Source organism: Treponema sp. Marseille-Q4130 (assembly GCF_014334325.1).
Classification (GTDB): domain Bacteria; phylum Spirochaetota; class Spirochaetia; order Treponematales; family Treponemataceae; genus Treponema_D.
Genome location: NZ_JACSET010000002.1, coordinates 387,591 through 406,698, shown reverse-complemented (window position 1 = coordinate 406,698; position 19,108 = coordinate 387,591). Strand labels below are relative to the sequence as shown.

Here is a 19,108-nt window from a genome sequence, read left to right as displayed (position 1 = left end):
CTTTATGTATTACAAAATATTTAAATGAAGAGGAATATTCTATTCTGCCTAATATTTCTTTTATAAATCCATCTTGTTCCTTTTGGATGAATGTAGTTTTATCTTCTAAAATTTCCGGAAGTAAGCCAATTGTTTTGATAATTTTTTCTTTTAGAATATTGTAATCTATATTTTTATTAGGAAAGACTTTTTGTGTTATCCAATAATATATTATTTCAATTTTATAATCATCAATTTCTTTATTTTCTGCATTCTCAGCTTTATTCTCGTCAAAAGGTGTTCTTTGAGTCTGATCTTTCACGGTATCATCATTTTTATTCTGTGGTATATACACATTAGAATTTTTCTTGTTTGTTTTGTAAAAATATAAAGAAAAGAAAAAAGTAATTACTATGATGATAATAAAATGTAGGTAATCCATCTATCAAGCGATTTTTTCTGAGAAAGAATGACTGTTTTTCCTTATTTCAGCAATTACTTTAATTTTGCTGCCGTTCTTTATATTGTTATCTTTTGCCCAACGAGAAGGAATTCTAAAACCGAGACTGTTGCCCATTTTTGAACTATCCTCTGCATACTGTACCTTCGTATATTAAGTGTATATAATGTATAATCTCGGCTGTCAAGGGAAATGAAAAAAAGGGATCGCCCGCCATTATAATAAAAAAGTGAATATGAGGATACGAGAAAAATGGGGATATTTTATTGTAACTCTGCCGACATTGTCGGTCATGTGTCTCGGTGGAATGTATCACAATGACTTGATTTTTTCAGTTGGTTGTATTTTATGGATTATCAATGGAATATTCGCTTCTCGGCTCTATAATCTTATTTTTTATGATGCAAATACGACATGCGGCTTTTATGCGGGGAAAGCTGCGCTTGAAAACGGATTTGATCCGAAAGCTCAGAACGGAATAATATGGGATCCGAATAATTATAAAATTTCTGATATCTACAAAATGTATCCGAATAATAGGACGCCGAAACCGGAAGCGGGAACTGCAGGATTTGTGTTTTATACCAATAAGCGCGGAACATACAGCAGATATATGGAATTCTACGATTACCGATACGGAGGTGATACCTACACGAGGTATAAATTTTTTATGGATTCAATCGGCACTCAAGATAAAATATTTATTCGAGAAGCAAAGATAAGCGACGGAAAACCGTATAAGCGTTTCGTGCCGCTGGATGCATTTTAAGAGGGCGGATTGTATAGTACGTAATATTAATAATTTAAGGAAATTTCCGGTAAAATATTGATTAGGGAAATAATATGAAAGCGCTGATGAACTATATTGAAATGAATATCATACCGGCGGCATTGATTTTTATATTGTTTGTAATAGTAAAGGATGAAAAGGCTTATAAAAGAATCAAGGAAAAGAAGGTTTTTATCGCTATTTACATTGCGATAATTTGTTATGGTATTTCGTTAGTTGTCGGATTTATAAAGTTTTTGCGAGCTTGATCATATTAACGCAACGACATATTGACGATCCCTTTTGTTGTATACTATACCGTAATTATGGATTGGAAAAAATTATTCGATGATGAAATATTGCATCGAGGTTTGGAGTATTATGGACAAGACGGAAAATGCCGCTTTTAAAAATGATGAAAATAAGACGGCGAGCAGTAATGAATCCTGTGCGGCTTTTTCGATTAAAGAACTTGTTGACAATACCGATAGTGAGGACATCAGAGCTTTTTTGATCGATGTGCTGACAGACGATCCGATGCTTTTACAGCAATTTAAATTAAAAATGCGCTGTGGCATTTCAAGCGATGATTTGAAAATATATAAACAGGCAATCGACAGAATTTGTATATGCCATGCCGATAAATACGGATATATTTCATATTATGACTCTCGCGGATTTTATAACGAGCTGTCGGAATTTCTGCAAAAAACGATCACGGAAATCATTGACAACAAAGAATATATCAATGCGTTTCAGCTGATACGGTACGTGTTTATAGCATTAGGAAATGTCGCGATAGACGATTCGAACGGTACGCTCGGAGCAATAGCCTGTAATTGTATTACACTGTTGCAAACGATCTTGGAAAGGTGCGATCCGGAAGTAAAAAAGATACTGTATCAGGAATGTAAAAGCTTGATGATGGGCGATGATACGCTCGACTATTTACAGGATTATATTGAAGAGCTGCTTTTTTCCGATTTTTCCGAAGAGGAATTTTTGCAGGATAAGCTGGTATTTTCAGCGGCACAAGTTGAAGCCTTTTTGCATCCCGAAGAAGATTGCATCAATGAATACGCTGCAAAAACGTGGGCAAAATATCATCTGCAGGTTATGAGGCAGCTCAACTTTTCGCAAAAAGATATTGATGAGTATTGTAAAAAATATATCGATTTAAGCGACATCCGAAAATATTATGTAGACGAATGTATACGAATGAAGCGATATGAAGAAGCGATTCAGCTGCTGGAAGAAGGGAAGCTTGTCGATACAGGCTACCGCGGTCTGATACTGGCGTATAGCGGAAAATTAAAAGAAATATATGCGCAAACGGGGCAGCGTGAAAAATATAAAGATGAGTTATGGCGTATTGTATTGGAATATGATCCCGGAGATATCGATACCTATAAAGAATTAAAAACATATTACACTGCCGATGAATGGGAAGAAAAACGGGAAATCATTTTCAAACAAGAAGATATTCATCGCATTGATCACTTATATGCATACGACGGATTATATGATCGGCTTTTGAAATTGGCCTTGGAAGCTCAGGGGATTTATTATATTCTCGAATACGAGGATCTTATAAAAGATTTGGCGCCTGAAAAAATTCTGAAGCGATATGAAGAGGTCGTACGGAAAAAGGCCGCATATACTTCGGATCGGGGTGTCTATCAGGAGATAGCCGATTTATTAAAAAGAATGAAGCGCTATCCGGGCGGCAAAGACCTGGTTCAAAGGCTTATGGCAGAATTCCGCAGCGCCTATCGGCGGCGCCCTGCAATGATGCAGGAATTGAATAGGGTGTGAGGTTATTATGGGTGTGTTGGAATGCGCGGACGATTTTGAAGTGTCAAAAGGTACCGGACAAAGCGGCGATATATTGATTTCTATTATTTTGCTTATAAGGACAATACAAATGGTTAAGGAATATAAAATTATCCGATAATCAAGGATTTCGCATATTTTTATCTATAAATGCGGAATCCCTGATCCGATAAGTTTGAGAGAGGAAAATAATGTCTGTTCCCAAAAATTTAGAAGAATTTGTTGAAAAGTTTACAAAAATTACAAAAATGGGTTGGGTAAAAACTCATAGAGCGGGTCCTACCGGTATAGGGAAAACTCTTGAAGATTTGCTTGAAATACCGGAGAACAATATAGATGGACCTGACTTTGGTGATTACGAATTAAAAGCGATGAGGTCTTCAGCGAATAGTATGCTTACATTGTTTACAAAAACTCCCAAGCCGCAAAAAGTGAATTCGTTTTTGCTGGAAACTTATGGTTTTATGACTGATAATTATAAAAATAGAGAAAAAGTCTTACATTCGACATTAAACGCCCAAGTTTTTTCATCATTAGGAAATACAGGTAAAGCTTTAAAAATAAACTGTTACCCAAATAAAATTTCAATAGTTGATAATCATGGAAATGAACCTGCATATTGGGATGCTTTAGAATTAGAACAAGCATTTTTGAAAAAATATAGATACCGCCTTATTCATGTATTCGCAGATTCAATTTTCACTGGATATGATAAATCGGATGAAGAATTTAAATTTCATACGGCTTGGGAATTATATGATTTTAGTTTTGAAAATATGCTAAATCTTCTTAGAGAAGGAGTTTTAAAAGTTGATATTCGTATTGGTCAATATTCCGACGGTAGCCCACATGATCATGGTACGGGTTTTAGAATTCAAGAACAATATCTTGATAAGATGTTTAAGGCTAAGAATGTATTAGTTGAAGAAAATTAGAGCTTTTTCAAGACGATAATATTTTCAGTCATCATTGTATGAACGGTCTTGCCTTTTTCATTGGTAGGGCTGTTTTTATATGCCATTCGTTTATTCATAATATTTCGAGAATAAATTTTTTCGGCAGAATAACCGAGCGTTTTTGCAAATTCGGTAATAATAATATCAGTCCTTAGATATACTTTTTTTACAGTTCTGTTTCCTGTAACCAAAATAAAATATCCGCCCCTTTTTATATAATGATTTGCAGAAGTTAATGTTGAATATAAATCAGTGTAAAACGCAATGACATCATTAACCCTTTTACTATTGTCGACTTTTGCAATTTCTTCAGATTGTTCTGTGAGTTTATTAGATAATTTTAAAATAGACATATCAATATTTTTTGTATTTCCGCCAAGTAAACTTCTATCTAGTTGGATAATATCATCTTTTTGTGAAAGCCATTGCCACGGCAATCGAGAATATTGTCCATAAGCTACAGTTGTTTTTGAATCTCCATAAGGGGGAGAGGTTAAGATTAAATCTATAGAATGTTCTGGAATTTCCGAATGGATGATTCTCGAATCACCATAAATAAGAGTTTGTCTTGTTTTATTATTTCCTGTAATTTTATTATTTTTTTTTAGTAATTCAAAATTCCTTTGTGCGGTTTTAAAAAATTCATTCCAAACATCCGGTTCAAAATAGTTATTTATTTTTATCTTTGAGCGGTACATTTTAAATCCACCGTGGTCAAGAAATGAAGTTCTGCGTGAAATTTCACAGAGTACGAGAAGATAGAAATCCTTGATTTTTTCATCAACAATTTTTGAAATAATATCAAAAAGTTTTGATAATGACGAAATTGCTGCTTTTGAATACCAAAATTCGATATTTTTAAAACTAATTAATGAGAATTTATAAGATTTGTCTGAAAATTTATTTTCAATTTTTTTTATTTCTTCAATTGCAATATTTTCATCTAAATCTTGCAATTTTGTTTTTGTCATAAATATGGCAAAAGGATTCAATTCAATTCCGTAAGCATTTTTTATTCCTAAATATTTACATTCAAGTAAAGTTGTTCCTGAACCTGAAAAAATATCTAATACGGAAGCATCCTTTGAAACAAATGTTTTTATAATCTTTCTGACTAACTGGGGAATAAAGCGTGCTGGATATTGATGCAATCCGTGATTATAAATATTTGGATCAAATTTTCCAAAATCCCAAGTATTTTCCCATTCTTCTAATGTATTTGGCCTATAGTACAATTCATCTTCATTCAGAAACTTTTGCAAAGAATTCTTAATTAACTTTTCAAGCTCTGTCATTTGTTTCATCCGATGATATAATATCGCTATTTGCGATATTTGTCAATGATTTTTATTTCTATATTTAAAAATTCACAAAGTTTTTCGAATAAACCCAATGAGAATTCTTTTTTCCCTCTCAGTAATTCACTTGTATAACTTTGCGATAATTTTAAAGCTTCGCAAATATCTTTTTGTTTTATATTGCGATCAGAAATTATTTCATGTAATTTTTCTAAAAGCATAAGATCAAGATACTAAAAAAATTAAAAATATGGAATACATACGGAAAACAATTTTTATTCAAAAATAATAGCAAATCGTAAGGATTTATGAGCCATCGAAAGATAATACTTTTCTACCCCGAGAATCTCCGAATCTCCGAGTTTCCGATTGACCAAAGTGCACAATTAGGTTAATATACTAAAACAATCGATATTGTCTCTCCGCTTTTCTGCGGGGATTTGTTTACGGGAGTATATAAAATGGGTGCTATTCGTGTAATTCTGCTCGTCGCATTTATCATTGCGTGCGCGTTGCTTATCCTTATCATTCTCGTGCAGGATGACGGTTCGAGCGGCATGGGCGGCCTTTTGGGCGGACGCGGAACGACGGCATTCGGTTCTCATTCTGCAAATATTCTGACGAGGACGACTTTCGTGCTTGTCGTGCTTTTCTTCGTGTTTGCATTGGCCCTCGCGCTGCTGAACAAGCGGCCGCGCCTCGAACAAAATCTCGTTCCTTCAGGGACAGTGCAGCAGGGTACGTCTCCTGCCGATACGCAGTCGAACGATTGGTGGAAGACATCCGATACTCAAGGTTCGGCGGACAATGCCGGAAGCGTAGCGGTCGAACCGCAGCAGTGATTTGAGAGGAGATAAGCGATGTTAAGTCATTTACTCACTCCCGCGAATATCAAAGCCGATTTGGAAAGCACGGAAAAAGACGAAGTGTTTGAAGAGATGCTCGAAATGGTCGTTGCATCCCAGCCCTCAGTCGATCGGCAGGGTGCGCTGGATGCGCTCATGCAGAGGGAAGCGCAGCAGACTACCGGAATCATCCCCGGTATCGCCGTTCCTCACGCGCAGTGCGCTTCGGTGCGCGGCACGGCTTTGGCGTTGGGTTTGAGCCGTACCGGAGTCGAATACGATTCACTCGACGGCAGTCCCGTCAATTTTATCATCATGATGCTCTTCGCCGAGGGCGATACGGAATCGCATCTCCAGACGATGAAGGATGTCGCGAACCTTTTGCAGGCACCCGATTTTTTAAAAACAATTCTGGAAAAAAAGACGCCGCAGGAAATATTCGACGCCGTATGTAATTTTGAAATGTCGTTACAGGGGTAGTCTATGTCCGAAAGCGAAGTCAACGTTATCAATCATCTGCTTGAAGTGGAAAAGCGTGCATCGGGTTTGACGTCCGATGCGCAGGCCGAAGCCGATAAGCGCCTCGCCGCGTACCGCGCCGAAGCGGAAAGCGATTATAAAAAACAACACGACGAAATCTTGGCAAAATTCGAAAGCGACTATCAGGCGCAGACGAAAGCGATTGACGAAAAACACGCGGAGACGATCGCCGCATATCGATCCGAAATTCAAAATACGACACAGGATACCGGAGCTTTTTACAAGCTGCTCGATACGCTGCTTGCGGCAAACTGACGGACGGCGCGCGTATGGAATACTCCGGTGCTGCTTCTTATGTAAACGCTAAAGCTGCGGGAATGCTCCGAAAAGCCTTTGTCGGCGAGAGAGCTTCAGCTCTGTTTGCCGTAAAGACGCTTCCCGAATTGTGGACACTCGTGTTCGGTACGGAAGTGCCGCTTATCCCGCAGACTATGCTCGGCGAAAAATTGGAGGAAGAAGCGGAAGATCGTTTTTTGGCGCAGTATATTTCGCTCGTCGAAATGTACGATAAACCTCATGCCATTCTGACTGACCTTTTGTACTTTTACGTCGTTGAAAATTTAAAGACGATAAGCGCGGCGTTGTGCTTAAAAGAAGAAAAGATACCGCACCTCTCTGCGCTCGGCTCATACGGTATGCTCGATTATAAAGCGTGGCCGAATATCGCTTCGATCACGAAGGGGACTCCGTTTGCGTGGTACGATTCGGTGCCCGATATCCACGAGCAGCACATCGTCAATGCAAAGCTCGACAGTCAATACGTCAAGCTCATGTGGCAGTGCGTAAACGAAGTGCGCGGAGAAATTAAAAAGCCCGTCGTCGATTTTTTTACGCATTACTATGTTATGCAAAATATCGTGTGGGCGCTCCGTTTGAAAGTGTACTACGATATGAAAAAGGACGAGATATTGACGCACCTCGCGTATGCGGACGACGGCCGCGAATCGTCCGATCCGCTTGCCGCTCCTGCGATCGCGATCCTCGACAAAGCGACGGATACGTACGCCGATTGGAAGGACTGGCAGTATGCGCCGCTGCTCAATCCTCACGAAGAGGGAGCTGTGTGGAAACTCGATCCGCGCTGGATGGAAGATGCGTGTAAAGCCGACATAAATCGCCGCGCCGAACGTCTCTTCCATCGATATCCGCTGACCGATGTCGTGCTTATTTCGTGGTTTAAGATAAAGCAGCACGAATGCGATATCATACGGACGGCGGCGGAAAGCATCCGCCTCAATGTCGGCGCGGAAGAAGCGATGAAGATTGCGGGAGTGGCGGCGAAAGCCCGATCATGATGTTGCAGCAAATAGCGAGAAGGTAAAATATGGCACGAACGACTGAAATGAGGCTCATAGAGCTTATGACGCTCCGGCAGGATATTTCAAAAGTGATCGAATATCTCGGCAAAAAGGGTAACTTTCAGTTTCAGACAAAACTGCGCGATGGAGACGCTTCTCCTTCCGACGCTTTTAAAAACGCGGACAAAGAATTTTTCGACAATCTCCAGCGCGCGCGCATCTTTCTCGCCGTTCCAGACAGAACGGACGACGGGCGATCGTGCAGCGCACCTTCCGATGCGGACAGGGACGAGGCGGCAAAACTGCTTGCCGCGGTCGACGATTTGAAGCATCGCGTTACCGTAAGCATCGAAGAAGCCAAGCGTGTCGACGACGCGTATAAAGAAGCGCTCGCATTTTCGAATTTGAAAGCGTCGTATTCGGAACTCGAACATCTTTCGTTCCTTTCGCTGAGGATCGGCAAAATCGATCCGACGTTGTTTGAAGCGCTTAAAGATGCGGTCGGGGAGCGGGCTGTCGTCATTCCGCTCGGCAACGACAATTCGCGCATCCTCGCGGCGTCTTCGAAAAAGGGACGCTTTGCTCTCGACACGGAATTGAAAAAATTCAATTTCGTCAATATGGAAATCCCTCAGGATTTTAAAGGGATCCCCGACGATGTGCTTGCCGGTCTCAAAAACGAAAAAAGTGCCGCCGCGCAAAAGGTCGCCGCACTGGAAAAAGAGCGCAGCAATTTTGCCGAAACGCACCGTGAAAAACTGCTCGCGCTCCTGGGCGCGTTTTCGATCGGCATGCAGATTCAGGACGTCGAATCGAAGCTGCAGTCGACCGAACTCGTCTACCGCTTGACCGGCTGGGTTTCATCCCGCGACAGCAAAGCGATGATGAAAGAACTCGACGAACTGACGGAGGGGCGGATCGCTATCCGCGAATATCTGCCGTCCGAAGTGCCGTCGGTCATAAACGGAAAAGAGCAGGTGCCGGTCGAAGTGCATCATCGGAAATTCGTCAAAGGCTTCGAGCGCATGCTCTTCAGTTACGGCGCTCCCGTCTACGGTACGATCGATCCGACGCCCTTCGTTGCGCTCTTTTTTACGCTTTTGTTCGGTATCATGTTCGGAGATTTCGGACAGGGTCTTGTTATATTTTTGCTCGGTCTTTTGCTCGAAAGACGGATCCTGCGCATCGGTTCGTACAACAGATCCGCTCCCGTCTTTATCGCAGTCGGAGTGAGCAGTATGATCATGGGGCTTTTGACGGGCGAGTTTTTTACGAACGAAACGCTGCTCGAACCCTTTGCATATTGGGTGACGGGATTTTTCGGAAAGCCGCATGCGCCCATCATAAAGCTCATGCCGTCGGGAACCGACACGTCGGCGATGTTCGCGATGTTCGGCGTTGCGATCGCCGTCGGCTTTCTCATCAATACGATCGGCTTAATAATCAATATTACGAATAAATTCATCGTGCGAAAACCCGGCCGCGCGCTTTTCGGAAAGACGGGACTTGCCGGCGCGTGCTTTTTTTGGTACATCGTCGCGCTCGTCGTACGCGTTTTGTTTTTCCATCAAACGGCGTCGCGCTTCGACTTTATCGTGATCGGCGTGCTCATGTTTTTTGCCGCATTCGGAGAACCTTTCGAGCGCCTCGTTGACGGAGAGCGTCCCATCGCCGAAAACGGCATCGGTGCGCTCGTCATTTCGGGCGTCGTCGAACTCATCGAAGTGATTTCGACCTACCTTTCGAATTCGGTGAGCTTTTTGCGCGTCGGTGCGTTTGCGCTTGCGCACGCGGTGCTCGCGTTCGTCATTTCGATGCTCGCCGACATGATCGGCTCTCCGGGCGGTATCATCGTAACGGTGCTCGGAAACGCGCTCGTCATTGTGCTCGAAGGCATGATCGTCGCGATCCAAGTCGTGCGTCTGCAATACTACGAATTCTTTTCGAAGTTTTTCAATGAAACGGGTGTCGAGTTTTCGCCGTTTTGCTTTACGTATAAACAGGGCGCCGTGCAATAGGCTGCCTCATGAGTTTGCGTTGCAGACTCGAATATATAGCGTGCGCTTGCCGGAAACGTCGGAGTAAGGTTCTGCGCTTCGAAGCACGCGCATGATTAAAACTTTTTCGGATGCTGATGATATCCGAAAACGGGAGTTTCTATGTATAAAAAACTTATCGCGGTTGCCGTTCTTTCGGCAATTTTTTCGGTCGGCGCGCTTTTCGCGCAGTCTTCAAATGAAACGCAGAGCGCACCTGCCGTGGAATCGAAAGCTTCCGTGAGCGGCGGCATCCGCTACATCGCTGCGGCGCTTGCGGTCGGTATCGCGTGTATCGGCGGCGGTATGGCCGTCGGCAAAATCGGAGCGGCTGCTATGGGCGCGATGAGCGAAAACGCGAACCTTTCGGGAAAAGCGCTTCCCTTCGTCGGTCTTGCCGAAGGTATCTGTCTCTGGGGCTTTTTGATCGGATTCCTTATCATCAACTGATCGAGGATACACCGATTTGAACTATTTTGTGATCGGTGAACGCGAAATGGTTCTCGCATTCCGACTTGTCGGCGTCGACGGTGCAATAGCCGAAACGCGTCAGGAAGTGCTGGAATCGTTTAACCGCGTTACCGGCAGGGGCGGTGCCGTATCCGTTCCCGTTGAAAAAATTCCCCGCGTCCTCATTCTCACGGAAAGCGCCGCCTCTTATATTCAAGACGAAGAGCTCGAATGGCAAAAGACGGCCGACTATCCGCTTATCGTAGAGATACCCGGGCTCGAAGGCCATTTGAGCGGGCGCAAAACGCTTACCGAAGCGATCGGGGAAGCAATCGGCGTAAAAATTTAAAGGACTGTTGTTATGGAAGAATTACGCTCGACCGAAGTTCTCGACAAAGAAATCGAAACGGACGCACGGAAAAAAGCGGAACGCATTTTGGCAAAAGCCGACAGCGACGGAAAAGCGCTCGTCGCCGATGTGGCGCACCGCATCGAAAAATTTACGGAAGAAAAAACCGCCGAATATCAAAAAAAGGCGGAAAGCTATCAAGCCGATAGAGACGCCGTCGTCCCGCTTGAAAAAGAGCGTTTTCTCGTTTCGTTTATGGAAAGCGCGATTATTAAAGCGATCGATTCCTACCTCGAAGCGCTGGGGGAAGAAAAGCGTATCGCGCTCGCCGTCCGCCGATGGAACGCATATAAAGCGGTTGTCGCTTCTCAAAAAGTGAACGCGCTTGTATTCGGCTTCGATGCCGCGCGTGCGGAAGCGGCTTTGAAAAAAGAAGGTGTGCCGCTTGCATCCTGCTCGTCCGTCGCATACGAAAAAAGCGGCGACGAAGAGATCGCCGGCTTGACATTTAAAGAGGGTATCATCCTCGAAACGGAAGATAAAATGATCCGCTGCCGTCTGACGCTTTCACAGATCGTCGGCGAGCTTGAAACGGAACACCGCGCGGAACTCGCCAAAGCTCTGTTCGGCGGGAGGTTTGATTCATGACAGTTGAAGGGAAAATTACACGCATTTCCGGCCCCATCGTTTTTGCCGAAGGACTCGACGAATGCGGATTATACGATGTCGTCGATGTCGGCGAAAAAAAGCTCATCGGCGAAATCATCAGACAAAATAAAGGCAAAGCAACCGTTCAGGTTTACGAAGACGACACCGGCATGCACGTCGGTGAAAAGATCGTAAGCTACGGACGCCCTCTGTCGCTCAGGCTCGGGCCGGGACTTGTCGGTACGATTTACGACGGTATCCAGCGCCCGCTCGAATCGATGTACGAAGACGGGACTGCGTTTTTGCTTCCGGGGCAGCGCACCGAACCGCTCGACACGAAAAAGACCTGGCACTTCGATGCCGGAAAAACTTCCGACGGAAAAACGATAGGGGAGGGTTCTCCGATCGCGCCGGGTCTCCCGCTCGGAACGGTGCGGGAAACGCCGTCCGTTTTGCATACGATTATGGTGCCGCCCTATATTCGCGGGCGCGTGCTTAAAACGTTTAAAGGAAGTTGCGATTGTACCGTCGACGATGTCATTGCGACGACGGAATTGGACGAAGAGATAAAACTTTCGCAGTATTGGCCGGTGCGCACTCCGCGTCCCTATACCGAAAAGCTTACGGTATCCCAGCCCCTCGTTACGGGACTCCGCGTTATCGACGTGTTTTTTCCGCTGTCGAAAGGCGGAACTGCGGCGATCCCCGGCGGTTTCGGTACGGGCAAAACGATGACGCAGCACGCCGTTGCAAAATGGTGCGATGCCGATCTCATCGTCTATATCGGATGCGGAGAGCGCGGAAACGAAATGACCGACGTTCTCACCGAATTCCCCGAAATCGTCGATCCGCGGACGGGACGCTCCATCATGGAACGCACGATCCTCATCGCGAATACGTCGAATATGCCCGTCGCCGCGCGTGAAGTGTCGCTGTATTCGGGCATCACGCTTGCCGAATATTACCGCGATATGGGTATGGCCGTCGCGATCATGGCCGATTCGACGAGCCGCTGGGCGGAAGCGCTCCGCGAACTCTCCGGCCGCATGGAAGAGATGCCTGCCGAAGAAGGCTTTCCCGCCTACCTCCCGACGCGACTTGCAAGTTTTTACGAAAGGGCGGGACGCATCAATTCGCTGTGCGGGAGGGAAGGATCTGTTTCCGTTATCGGCGCGGTTTCTCCTCCGGGAGGCGATTTTTCGGAACCCGTCACCCAGCACACAAAGCGCTTTATCCGCTGCTTTTGGGCGCTCGACCGGGATTTGGCAAACGCGCGCCATTATCCGGCTATCGGCTGGATCGATTCGTATTCCGAATACGCCGACGAAGTGAAGGGCTGGTGGGAACGCCACAATCCCGAGTGGTCGTCGGTGCGCACCGGAGCGCTCGACCTCTTAAAGCGGGAACAACACCTCCAACAGATCGTGCGCCTCATCGGTCCCGACGCGCTTCCCGACGCCGACCGTCTCGTGCTTTCGGTTGCGGAAATGATTAAAAACGGATTTTTACAGCAGGATCAATTCGACCAAATCGACGCGTACTGCGTTTCGAAAAAGCAGATCGCGATCCTCGTGCTCATCATGGATTATTATTCGTCGGCGCTTGCGCTCATAAAAAGCGGCGCGCCCCTGGTCAAATTGACGGCCCTTCCGGTGCGCGAAGAGATCATGCGTATCAAGTCGAAATACACAAACGACGAAGCCGATAAAATTCAGGACGTGAAAATGCATCTTGAAAATCAACTCGACGAATTGAGACGGCTCTACCGAAGGACAGGCAGCGTATGAAAGGAATAGAATACCGCGGATTTACGTCGGTCGACGGCCCGATCGTCATCGTGCGCCGAACCGAAAATATTTTTTACCTCGAAACGGTGTGCGTTCGGGACAGAAACGGAAACAAGCGTATCGGGCGCGTCATGGATCTTTCCGAAGATGCGGCGGTCGTTCAGATTTTCGGCAATACGACCGGCCTCGACCTCGATGCGACAACCTACGAATTCCTCGATACGCCGCTCGAACTGCGCGTCGGCGAAGGCTTGCTCGGACGCATTTTCAACGGACTCGGTGAACCGATCGACGGATACCCTCCCATCGTATCGTCGGAGCTCGTCAATATAAACGGAAACCCGATCAATCCCTATGCGCGTATCTACCCGCGCGATTTTATCCAAACGGGTATTTCGGCGATCGACGGCATGAACTCGCTCGTGCGCGGACAAAAGCTGCCGATTTTCAGCGGCAACGGTTTACCGCACAATAAGCTCGCCGCGCAGATTATCCGTCAGGCAAAGCTCCGCTCGAGCGACGAACAGTTCGTTATGGTCTTTGCCGGCATGGGAATCAAATACGATATCGCGCGCTTTTTTACCGACACCTTTGAAGAATCGGGCGTCCTTTCGAAAGTCGTCATGTTTCAGTCGCTTGCCGACGCTCCGTCCATCGAACGCATCATCACGCCGAGGTGTGCGCTTACGGCGGCGGAATACCTCGCGTTCAAAAAAGGCATGCACGTTCTCGTCGTGCTCACCGATATGACGAATTACTGCGAAGCGCTCCGCGAAATCTCGACGACGCGAGGCGAAGTGCCCGGCCGCAAAGGATATCCCGGCTACCTCTATTCCGACCTCGCGGAACTTTACGAACGGGCGGGGCGCATCAAGGGCTCGGCCGGTTCGATCACGCAGATTCCGATTTTGACGATGCCGAACGACGACATATCGCACCCTATTCCCGACTTGACCGGCTACATCACCGAAGGGCAGATCGTTCTCGACAGAGAGCTTTCGCAAAAAGGATTGTATCCGCCCGTCGCGGGACTTCCGAGCCTTTCGCGCCTCATGAAAGACGGTATCGGAGTTGCAAAGGACGGCAGGGTCATGACGCGGGAAGATCACGCGAACGTTTCGAGTCAGCTTTTCGCTTCGTATTCGAAAGTGAAGTCGGTACGGAACCTCGCGGCGATTATCGGCGACGAAGAGCTTTCGCCGCTCGACCGCGAATACCTCAAGTTCGGTGATAAATTCGAAAACGAATTTTTGATGCAGGGCGAATACGAAAACCGTACGATAGAACAGACGCTCGACTTGGGCTGGAAGATTTTGTCGACGCTGCCGCGTGAAGAGCTCTATCGCATCAAACCGGAATACATCGAAAAATATATGCCGAAAAGCGAAGACGAAAGCGGAGATGCGGAGCGGAACTAGCCTATGGCAAAACTGAATATTGCGCCGACAAAATCGAACCTCCTCGCCATGAAAGAGCAGCTGGCCGTGTCTAAAAACGGCTACGACCTCTTGGAGCAAAAACGCGAAATCCTCGTCATGGAACTCATGCGCATGGTCGAAAACGTCAAGCTCCTCGAGCACGACATCGATAAAGTGATCGAGGAAGCGTATCCCGCGTTTCGAAAAATGCTTGCGAGCATGGGAAGCGATCAAGTCGAGCGCATATCGCACGGCGTGCACTACGATTTTGTCATACACGAAAAGCAGGAAACGCTCGGCGGTATGTCGTTCAAATCGCTCGATGTCGAACTGCCGAAGAAAGAATTGTTTTATTCGTTTATGGGCACCTCATCCGACAGCGATAAAGCGATGGATCTCTTTTTCCGCTTGCTTGCGCTTTTGACGAAGATGGCGTCGATCCGCACGATCGTGTGGCGCCTCGCGGGCGAAGTGAAAAAGACTCAGCGGCGGGTCAACGCGCTCGATAAGATGATCATTCCGCAGACGAGCGAAACGAAAAAATATATCGAAAGCGTACTTGAAGAGCGTGATCGTGAAAACATCTTTACGCTCAAAGCGCTTAAAAACCGCAACAGGCGGTAGTCGATAGGAGGTAGGATAAAATGAGTAAACCGCTTTTCCGCCGTATTCTTGTTGCCGTCAACGGATCCGAAGCTTCGATTCAGGCTGCGATGTACGGCATCATTATGGCAAAGACCTATCACCTCGATCTGAAATTTATATACGTCGTCGATACCGCGACGATCAAGCGATTGACCTTGTCGAAATTTTTTGCGAGCGATGAGCGAAAGCTCTACGAAGAAAATCTCATCGCCGACGGAAAAAAATATCTTGCGTATACCGGAGACCTGGCAAAGTCGAAAGGCGTTACCGCCGAAACGGAATTGCTCAACGGAGCCGTATGGGCGGAGATCGTCAAAGCGGCCGACGACTACAACGCGGACTTTATCCTCCTTGGCGGAAAAATACGCGACGTGTCGTACACGCCTTCGGGCTCAAACCGAAGCGATGTCGTTTCTCTCGATCAAAGCCAAACGATCGCCGCCGCGAATTGTTCCGTCATCGTAGTCAAGCAAAAAGACATAGAGCAATTATTTAAAATCGCATAAGGGTACGGCTGCTTGGAAAACTGCTATGAAATCCTCGGCGTAGCGCACGATGCATCGGCGTCGGAAATCAAACGCGCGTTCAGACAAAAAGCGAAAGAGTATCATCCCGATACGTCAAAAAGAAGCGATGCCGAAACGACCGCCCTGTTCCGCCGTCTCGTGCAGGCCTACGACATCCTTTCCGATGCGAGACAGCGTTCCATATTTGACAATTCTTTTTTCAGCCGCTATCATATACGGCGAGTTCGCAAAAATTCGTTCGATTATCACGCGTGGCTTTCGGAACGCAGCGACGATGAAAGCAGGGCAAAGCTCATATTTTGGGATCTGATGCACCACCGCGAAGACGAAGCCGTTTCGGAATTCAAACGCATGATGACTTCTCGTGCGGGCTTTAATCTTGAAAGATGGTTTTCGCGCGAAGACTTTATGGATTACGGCTACATCCTTGCCGAAGAGCTTACAGTACGCGGAGAGTTTTACGATGCGTTTTTGCTGCTCGAGCGAATTATTAAAATGGAATACAAGAGCGATTATTTCAGGCTCTTTTTTCCGGAAGTGATTTCGTTTGCGCTCCATATTTTAAAAAGCAATATCGAAGGAAATACGAGCGACGAGCTTGCCCTCGACGCGTGGGAGCGGGCTCTCGATCTTAAGTTTTCGGCGGCGGACGATTCGTTTTTTTTAAAAAAAATGGCGGAAGCCTATCTCAGACTCGGCGATCGGCACACGGCGGACATCTGCTTTGAAGAGAGTGAAAAATTAATAAAAAAAGATCAATTTCGAACACGAGGTGTTTATGATACGGTTAAAGAATGACGATGAAATCGCAGGTATCAGAAAATCCTGTCACCTGCTTGCGGATATGTTCAACGAAATCCTCCCGCGCGTAAAAGCGGGTATGTCGACGAAGGATATCGACGATATGTGCAAGCATTTTATGCTTTCTCATCACGGCAAACCCGCGTGGTACCGCGAAAACTTTCCCGGAGCCGTGTGTGTCAGCGTCAACGAAGAAGTTATACACGGCGTTCCGTCTTCGAAAAAAATAATCCACGACGGAGATTTGGTTTCGATCGATGCGGGAATCGATTTGGACGGTTTTATCAGCGATTCGACGCACACGGTGCAGGTCGGAAACATCCGGCCGGAGTGGAAAGCGCTCGACGACGTGACAAGGGAATGCCTTGCTGCGGGGATTGCTGCCTGCGTCGTCGGAAACAGGATCCACGACATTTCAAAGGCGGTCAATGATATCGCCGTGAGTCACAACTACGGCGTCGTCTACGAATACTGCGGTCACGGCGTCGGTCTCGACGTGCACGAAGATCCGTCGATCCCGAATTGCCCCTCGGGGCCGAATCCGCGCATTCAGGCGGGTATGGTGCTCGCGATCGAGCCGATGATCAATCTCGGAACGGCGGACGTCGTAACGGCGGATAACGGCTGGACGGTACTGACCGCCGACGGAAAAGCGTCCGCACACGAAGAGCACACCGTCGCGGTTTTTAAAGACCGTACGGAAATACTTACCGCGCTCGATTATGCCGGATAACAATTTTTTAAACTAACAAAATTTTATTAAGACTGCCGCGCTTTTTTGTAACACTTATCCTTCGATATGTATTATTTTAATAGTGTGGATGTCGAGATAAAAGTGTTTCATAATAAAATGCTTTCGGCATTCATATCAATAAAAGAGCGGACTGCGGCAATTGCGTGCAGCATCGCTCCGGAGGTTTTGATTATGAAAACATGGACAAAGAGGATAATCGGCATTTCGTGCGCCGCCGTTTTGGCATTCGGCGCAATTTCGCTTTCGTGCAGAAAGACGCCGGTAAACGGAAGCGCGGACACGGCTTTTGCGGAAACGAGAACGACGTCTCCGATACCCGCCGATTCTTTAAAGATGATCCAAGCTATGCAGGATGCGTTCCGCTCGATCAGCGACACGCTGCTTCCTTCGGTCGTTGAAATCGACGTGACGGAAACGAAAACGGTGCAGTCGAATCCGCTCGGAGATTTACCGTTCTTTTTTTTCGGCTTGCCGAACCAGGGCGGCGGAAGAGAGAGGCAGTATGAACAGCAGGGACTCGGATCGGGTGTTATCGTGAGGCGCACGGGGAATACGCTCTATGTGCTTACGAACAATCACGTTGCCGGCGAAGCGACGAAGATTTCCGTAAAGCTCAACGACGGACGGCAGTTCGACGGCAAACTCGTCGGAGCCGATTCCCGCATGGACGTCGCTCTCGTTTCGTTCGAATCGAGCGATAAATCGATTCCCGTCGCCTCTCTCGGAGATTCGGATGCGGTGCACACCGGCGATCTCTGCTTTGCGATGGGAGCGCCTCTCGGCTACAATCAGTCGGTGACGCAGGGCATTATCAGCGCGACCGGCAGAAGCGGCAGCGATATCGGCAACATCAGCGATTTTATTCAAACCGATGCCGCGATCAATCAGGGAAATTCGGGCGGCCCGCTTATCAATATTTACGGAGAAGTGATCGGTATCAATACGTGGATCGCTTCTCAATCCGGCGGCTCTCAGGGACTCGGCTTTGCGATCCCGATCAACAATATCAAAAGCGCGATCGACGACTTTATCTCGAACGGGAAGTTGGCATACGGCTGGCTCGGCGTTTCGCTCGTCGACATCTCTTCGGAATATAAAAGCGCGCTCGGTGTTGCGGACAAAGAAGGCGCCTTCGCTTCGCAGATTTTCCGCGATTCTCCTGCGCAAAAGGGCGGCATTCAGCCCGGCGATTATATCGTTTCGCTGAACGGAAAGAGCGTCAAAAGCGTCAATCAGCTTGTGCGCGATGTCGGCAACTTAAAAGCCGGTTCTACGGTGTCTTTCGAAGTGCTTCGCGGCAAGCAGACGGTAAAGCTTTCCGTCAAAATCGAAGCGCGGAATGAAAACGTATCGGGCGACAACAGCAAACTCTGGCCCGGCTTTATCGCGGTTCCGCTCACCGAAAAAACGCGAAAAGACTTGAAGCTCGACAACGCGAGAATACAGGGCGTTGCCGTCACGAGCGTGCTCGAAAAATCGCCTGCGGCTTCTCTTCGTCTGCAAAACGGAGACGTGATCACCGCCGTCAACGGCAAATCGATAAGTTCGATCGAAGACTTTTACGCCGAACTCGGCAAAGCCAAGCGCAGCGTAAACTTTGACGTGTATTCGAACGGCGGCACGATTACGACGGGAACGTATAAGTTTTAATGCCGCCTTTTTCTCTCCGCCGTGCGGCGGGGGGGGGGGAGGACGCGGTTGCCCCTTGCGTTTTG

22 protein-coding genes and 1 pseudogene are annotated in these 19,108 nt (G+C 46.8%); 19 read left to right on the top strand and 4 right to left on the bottom strand.

Going from position 1 to position 19,108, the window contains the following annotated elements; genetic code table 11:
- Both H9I36_RS03795 and H9I36_RS03790 read right to left on the bottom strand, forming a co-directional pair.
- The coding region (locus tag H9I36_RS03795) for a hypothetical protein (protein ID WP_187384037.1) at positions 1-301 on the bottom strand (301 nt) is incomplete at its 3' end.
- Positions 302-423: 122 nt separating this feature from the next.
- Positions 424-576: pseudogene (locus H9I36_RS03790) on the bottom strand (AbrB/MazE/SpoVT family DNA-binding domain-containing protein); the annotation flags it as partial.
- 98 nt (positions 577-674) lie between these two features.
- Between H9I36_RS03790 and H9I36_RS03785 the strand changes: the two are divergent.
- The 4 genes from H9I36_RS03785 (at position 675) to H9I36_RS03770 (ending at position 3,976) form a co-directional block, all read left to right on the top strand.
- Positions 675-1,208, top strand: a complete 534-nt coding sequence (locus H9I36_RS03785) for a hypothetical protein (protein WP_187384054.1) — start codon at positions 675-677, stop codon at positions 1,206-1,208.
- 74 nt (positions 1,209-1,282) lie between these two features.
- Complete coding sequence (locus H9I36_RS03780) at positions 1,283-1,477, top strand: hypothetical protein (RefSeq protein WP_187384036.1); 195 nt, start codon at positions 1,283-1,285, stop codon at positions 1,475-1,477.
- 733 nt (positions 1,478-2,210) lie between these two features.
- On the top strand, positions 2,211-3,023 hold the full coding sequence (locus H9I36_RS03775) for a hypothetical protein (RefSeq protein ID WP_187384035.1): 813 nt from the start codon (positions 2,211-2,213) through the stop codon (positions 3,021-3,023).
- A gap of 209 nt (positions 3,024-3,232) precedes the next feature.
- Positions 3,233-3,976, top strand: a complete 744-nt coding sequence (locus H9I36_RS03770) for an MvaI/BcnI family restriction endonuclease (protein ID WP_187384034.1) — start codon at positions 3,233-3,235, stop codon at positions 3,974-3,976.
- On the opposite strand, the gene H9I36_RS03765 is transcribed toward H9I36_RS03770, so the two are convergent.
- Together H9I36_RS03765 and H9I36_RS03760 are read right to left on the bottom strand one after the other, a co-directional pair.
- Positions 3,973-5,292, bottom strand: a complete 1,320-nt coding sequence (locus H9I36_RS03765; protein ID WP_187384033.1) for a DNA methyltransferase — start codon at positions 5,290-5,292, stop codon at positions 3,973-3,975. The two genes, H9I36_RS03770 and H9I36_RS03765, sit on opposite strands and share 4 nt — an antisense overlap.
- Before the next feature lie 26 nt (positions 5,293-5,318).
- Positions 5,319-5,516: a helix-turn-helix domain-containing protein gene (locus tag H9I36_RS03760; protein ID WP_187384032.1), complete on the bottom strand. Its 198-nt coding sequence runs from the start codon at positions 5,514-5,516 to the stop codon at positions 5,319-5,321.
- Between the two features lie 240 nt (positions 5,517-5,756).
- Here H9I36_RS03760 and secG point away from each other — a divergent pair, with 240 nt between their 5' ends.
- From secG to H9I36_RS03685, 15 genes are all read left to right on the top strand, one after another.
- Positions 5,757-6,137: a preprotein translocase subunit SecG gene (gene secG / locus H9I36_RS03755; RefSeq protein ID WP_187384031.1), complete on the top strand. Its 381-nt coding sequence runs from the start codon at positions 5,757-5,759 to the stop codon at positions 6,135-6,137.
- 18 nt (positions 6,138-6,155) lie between these two features.
- Positions 6,156-6,620: a PTS sugar transporter subunit IIA gene (locus tag H9I36_RS03750; RefSeq protein WP_187384030.1), complete on the top strand. Its 465-nt coding sequence runs from the start codon at positions 6,156-6,158 to the stop codon at positions 6,618-6,620.
- 3 nt (positions 6,621-6,623) lie between these two features.
- Positions 6,624-6,935, top strand: a complete 312-nt coding sequence (locus tag H9I36_RS03745; RefSeq protein ID WP_187384029.1) for a hypothetical protein — start codon at positions 6,624-6,626, stop codon at positions 6,933-6,935.
- A 14-nt stretch (positions 6,936-6,949) separates the two neighbouring features.
- A complete protein-coding gene (locus H9I36_RS03740; RefSeq protein WP_187384028.1) occupies positions 6,950-7,975 on the top strand; it encodes a V0D/AC39 family V-type ATPase subunit in 1,026 nt (341 codons plus the stop codon).
- Between the two features lie 29 nt (positions 7,976-8,004).
- Positions 8,005-9,996 carry a V-type ATP synthase subunit I gene (locus tag H9I36_RS03735; RefSeq protein ID WP_187384027.1) on the top strand — a complete coding sequence of 664 codons (1,992 nt, stop codon included), beginning with the start codon at positions 8,005-8,007 and terminating at the stop codon, positions 9,994-9,996.
- A 141-nt stretch (positions 9,997-10,137) separates the two neighbouring features.
- Positions 10,138-10,464 carry an ATP synthase subunit C gene (locus H9I36_RS03730; RefSeq protein WP_016519701.1) on the top strand — a complete coding sequence of 109 codons (327 nt, stop codon included), beginning with the start codon at positions 10,138-10,140 and terminating at the stop codon, positions 10,462-10,464.
- Between the two features lie 16 nt (positions 10,465-10,480).
- Positions 10,481-10,813, top strand: a complete 333-nt coding sequence (locus tag H9I36_RS03725) for a V-type ATP synthase subunit F (protein ID WP_187384026.1) — start codon at positions 10,481-10,483, stop codon at positions 10,811-10,813.
- Between the two features lie 12 nt (positions 10,814-10,825).
- Positions 10,826-11,461, top strand: a complete 636-nt coding sequence (locus H9I36_RS03720) for a hypothetical protein (RefSeq protein WP_187384025.1) — start codon at positions 10,826-10,828, stop codon at positions 11,459-11,461.
- Entirely contained in the window at positions 11,458-13,248 is a 1,791-nt protein-coding gene (locus H9I36_RS03715; RefSeq protein WP_187384024.1) for a V-type ATP synthase subunit A, read from the top strand. The genes H9I36_RS03720 and H9I36_RS03715 overlap by 4 nt, the downstream gene beginning before the upstream one ends.
- Positions 13,245-14,666: a V-type ATP synthase subunit B gene (locus H9I36_RS03710; RefSeq protein ID WP_016519705.1), complete on the top strand. Its 1,422-nt coding sequence runs from the start codon at positions 13,245-13,247 to the stop codon at positions 14,664-14,666. Before H9I36_RS03715 ends, H9I36_RS03710 begins: the two co-directional genes overlap by 4 nt.
- 3 nt (positions 14,667-14,669) lie before the next feature.
- Positions 14,670-15,290 carry a V-type ATP synthase subunit D gene (locus tag H9I36_RS03705; RefSeq protein ID WP_187384023.1) on the top strand — a complete coding sequence of 207 codons (621 nt, stop codon included), beginning with the start codon at positions 14,670-14,672 and terminating at the stop codon, positions 15,288-15,290.
- Positions 15,291-15,310: 20 nt separating this feature from the next.
- Positions 15,311-15,817 carry a universal stress protein gene (locus H9I36_RS03700; protein WP_187384022.1) on the top strand — a complete coding sequence of 169 codons (507 nt, stop codon included), beginning with the start codon at positions 15,311-15,313 and terminating at the stop codon, positions 15,815-15,817.
- Between the two features lie 12 nt (positions 15,818-15,829).
- Positions 15,830-16,636: a J domain-containing protein gene (locus tag H9I36_RS03695; protein ID WP_187384021.1), complete on the top strand. Its 807-nt coding sequence runs from the start codon at positions 15,830-15,832 to the stop codon at positions 16,634-16,636.
- The gene (map, locus tag H9I36_RS03690) at positions 16,617-17,372 is read left to right on the top strand and encodes a type I methionyl aminopeptidase (RefSeq protein ID WP_187384020.1); all 756 of its coding nucleotides are present in this window, start codon (positions 16,617-16,619) and stop codon (positions 17,370-17,372) included. The genes H9I36_RS03695 and map overlap by 20 nt, the downstream gene beginning before the upstream one ends.
- Positions 17,373-17,564: 192 nt before the next feature.
- Positions 17,565-19,043, top strand: a complete 1,479-nt coding sequence (locus tag H9I36_RS03685) for a Do family serine endopeptidase (RefSeq protein ID WP_255422643.1) — start codon at positions 17,565-17,567, stop codon at positions 19,041-19,043.
- Positions 19,044-19,108 lie beyond the last annotated feature (65 nt).

Excerpts from the sequence above, each read along its gene's own strand:
- map (WP_187384020.1), top strand. The coding sequence starts at position 16,617 with ATGATACGGTTAAAGAATGACGATGAAATCGCAGGTATCAGAAAATCC.
- H9I36_RS03705 (WP_187384023.1), top strand. The coding sequence starts at position 14,670 with ATGGCAAAACTGAATATTGCGCCGACAAAATCGAACCTCCTCGCCATG.
- H9I36_RS03685 (WP_255422643.1), top strand. The coding sequence starts at position 17,565 with ATGAAAACATGGACAAAGAGGATAATCGGCATTTCGTGCGCCGCCGTT.
- H9I36_RS03785 (WP_187384054.1), top strand. The coding sequence starts at position 675 with ATGAGGATACGAGAAAAATGGGGATATTTTATTGTAACTCTGCCGACA.
- secG (WP_187384031.1), top strand. The coding sequence starts at position 5,757 with ATGGGTGCTATTCGTGTAATTCTGCTCGTCGCATTTATCATTGCGTGC.
- H9I36_RS03770 (WP_187384034.1), top strand. The coding sequence starts at position 3,233 with ATGTCTGTTCCCAAAAATTTAGAAGAATTTGTTGAAAAGTTTACAAAA.
- H9I36_RS03710 (WP_016519705.1), top strand. The coding sequence starts at position 13,245 with ATGAAAGGAATAGAATACCGCGGATTTACGTCGGTCGACGGCCCGATC.
- H9I36_RS03720 (WP_187384025.1), top strand. The coding sequence starts at position 10,826 with ATGGAAGAATTACGCTCGACCGAAGTTCTCGACAAAGAAATCGAAACG.
- H9I36_RS03700 (WP_187384022.1), top strand. The coding sequence starts at position 15,311 with ATGAGTAAACCGCTTTTCCGCCGTATTCTTGTTGCCGTCAACGGATCC.
- H9I36_RS03735 (WP_187384027.1), top strand. The coding sequence starts at position 8,005 with ATGGCACGAACGACTGAAATGAGGCTCATAGAGCTTATGACGCTCCGG.
- H9I36_RS03730 (WP_016519701.1), top strand. The coding sequence starts at position 10,138 with ATGTATAAAAAACTTATCGCGGTTGCCGTTCTTTCGGCAATTTTTTCG.
- H9I36_RS03740 (WP_187384028.1), top strand. The coding sequence starts at position 6,950 with ATGGAATACTCCGGTGCTGCTTCTTATGTAAACGCTAAAGCTGCGGGA.
- H9I36_RS03745 (WP_187384029.1), top strand. The coding sequence starts at position 6,624 with ATGTCCGAAAGCGAAGTCAACGTTATCAATCATCTGCTTGAAGTGGAA.
- H9I36_RS03765 (WP_187384033.1), bottom strand. The coding sequence starts at position 5,292 with ATGACAGAGCTTGAAAAGTTAATTAAGAATTCTTTGCAAAAGTTTCTG.
- H9I36_RS03780 (WP_187384036.1), top strand. The coding sequence starts at position 1,283 with ATGAAAGCGCTGATGAACTATATTGAAATGAATATCATACCGGCGGCA.
- H9I36_RS03760 (WP_187384032.1), bottom strand. The coding sequence starts at position 5,516 with ATGCTTTTAGAAAAATTACATGAAATAATTTCTGATCGCAATATAAAA.
- H9I36_RS03715 (WP_187384024.1), top strand. The coding sequence starts at position 11,458 with ATGACAGTTGAAGGGAAAATTACACGCATTTCCGGCCCCATCGTTTTT.
- H9I36_RS03750 (WP_187384030.1), top strand. The coding sequence starts at position 6,156 with ATGTTAAGTCATTTACTCACTCCCGCGAATATCAAAGCCGATTTGGAA.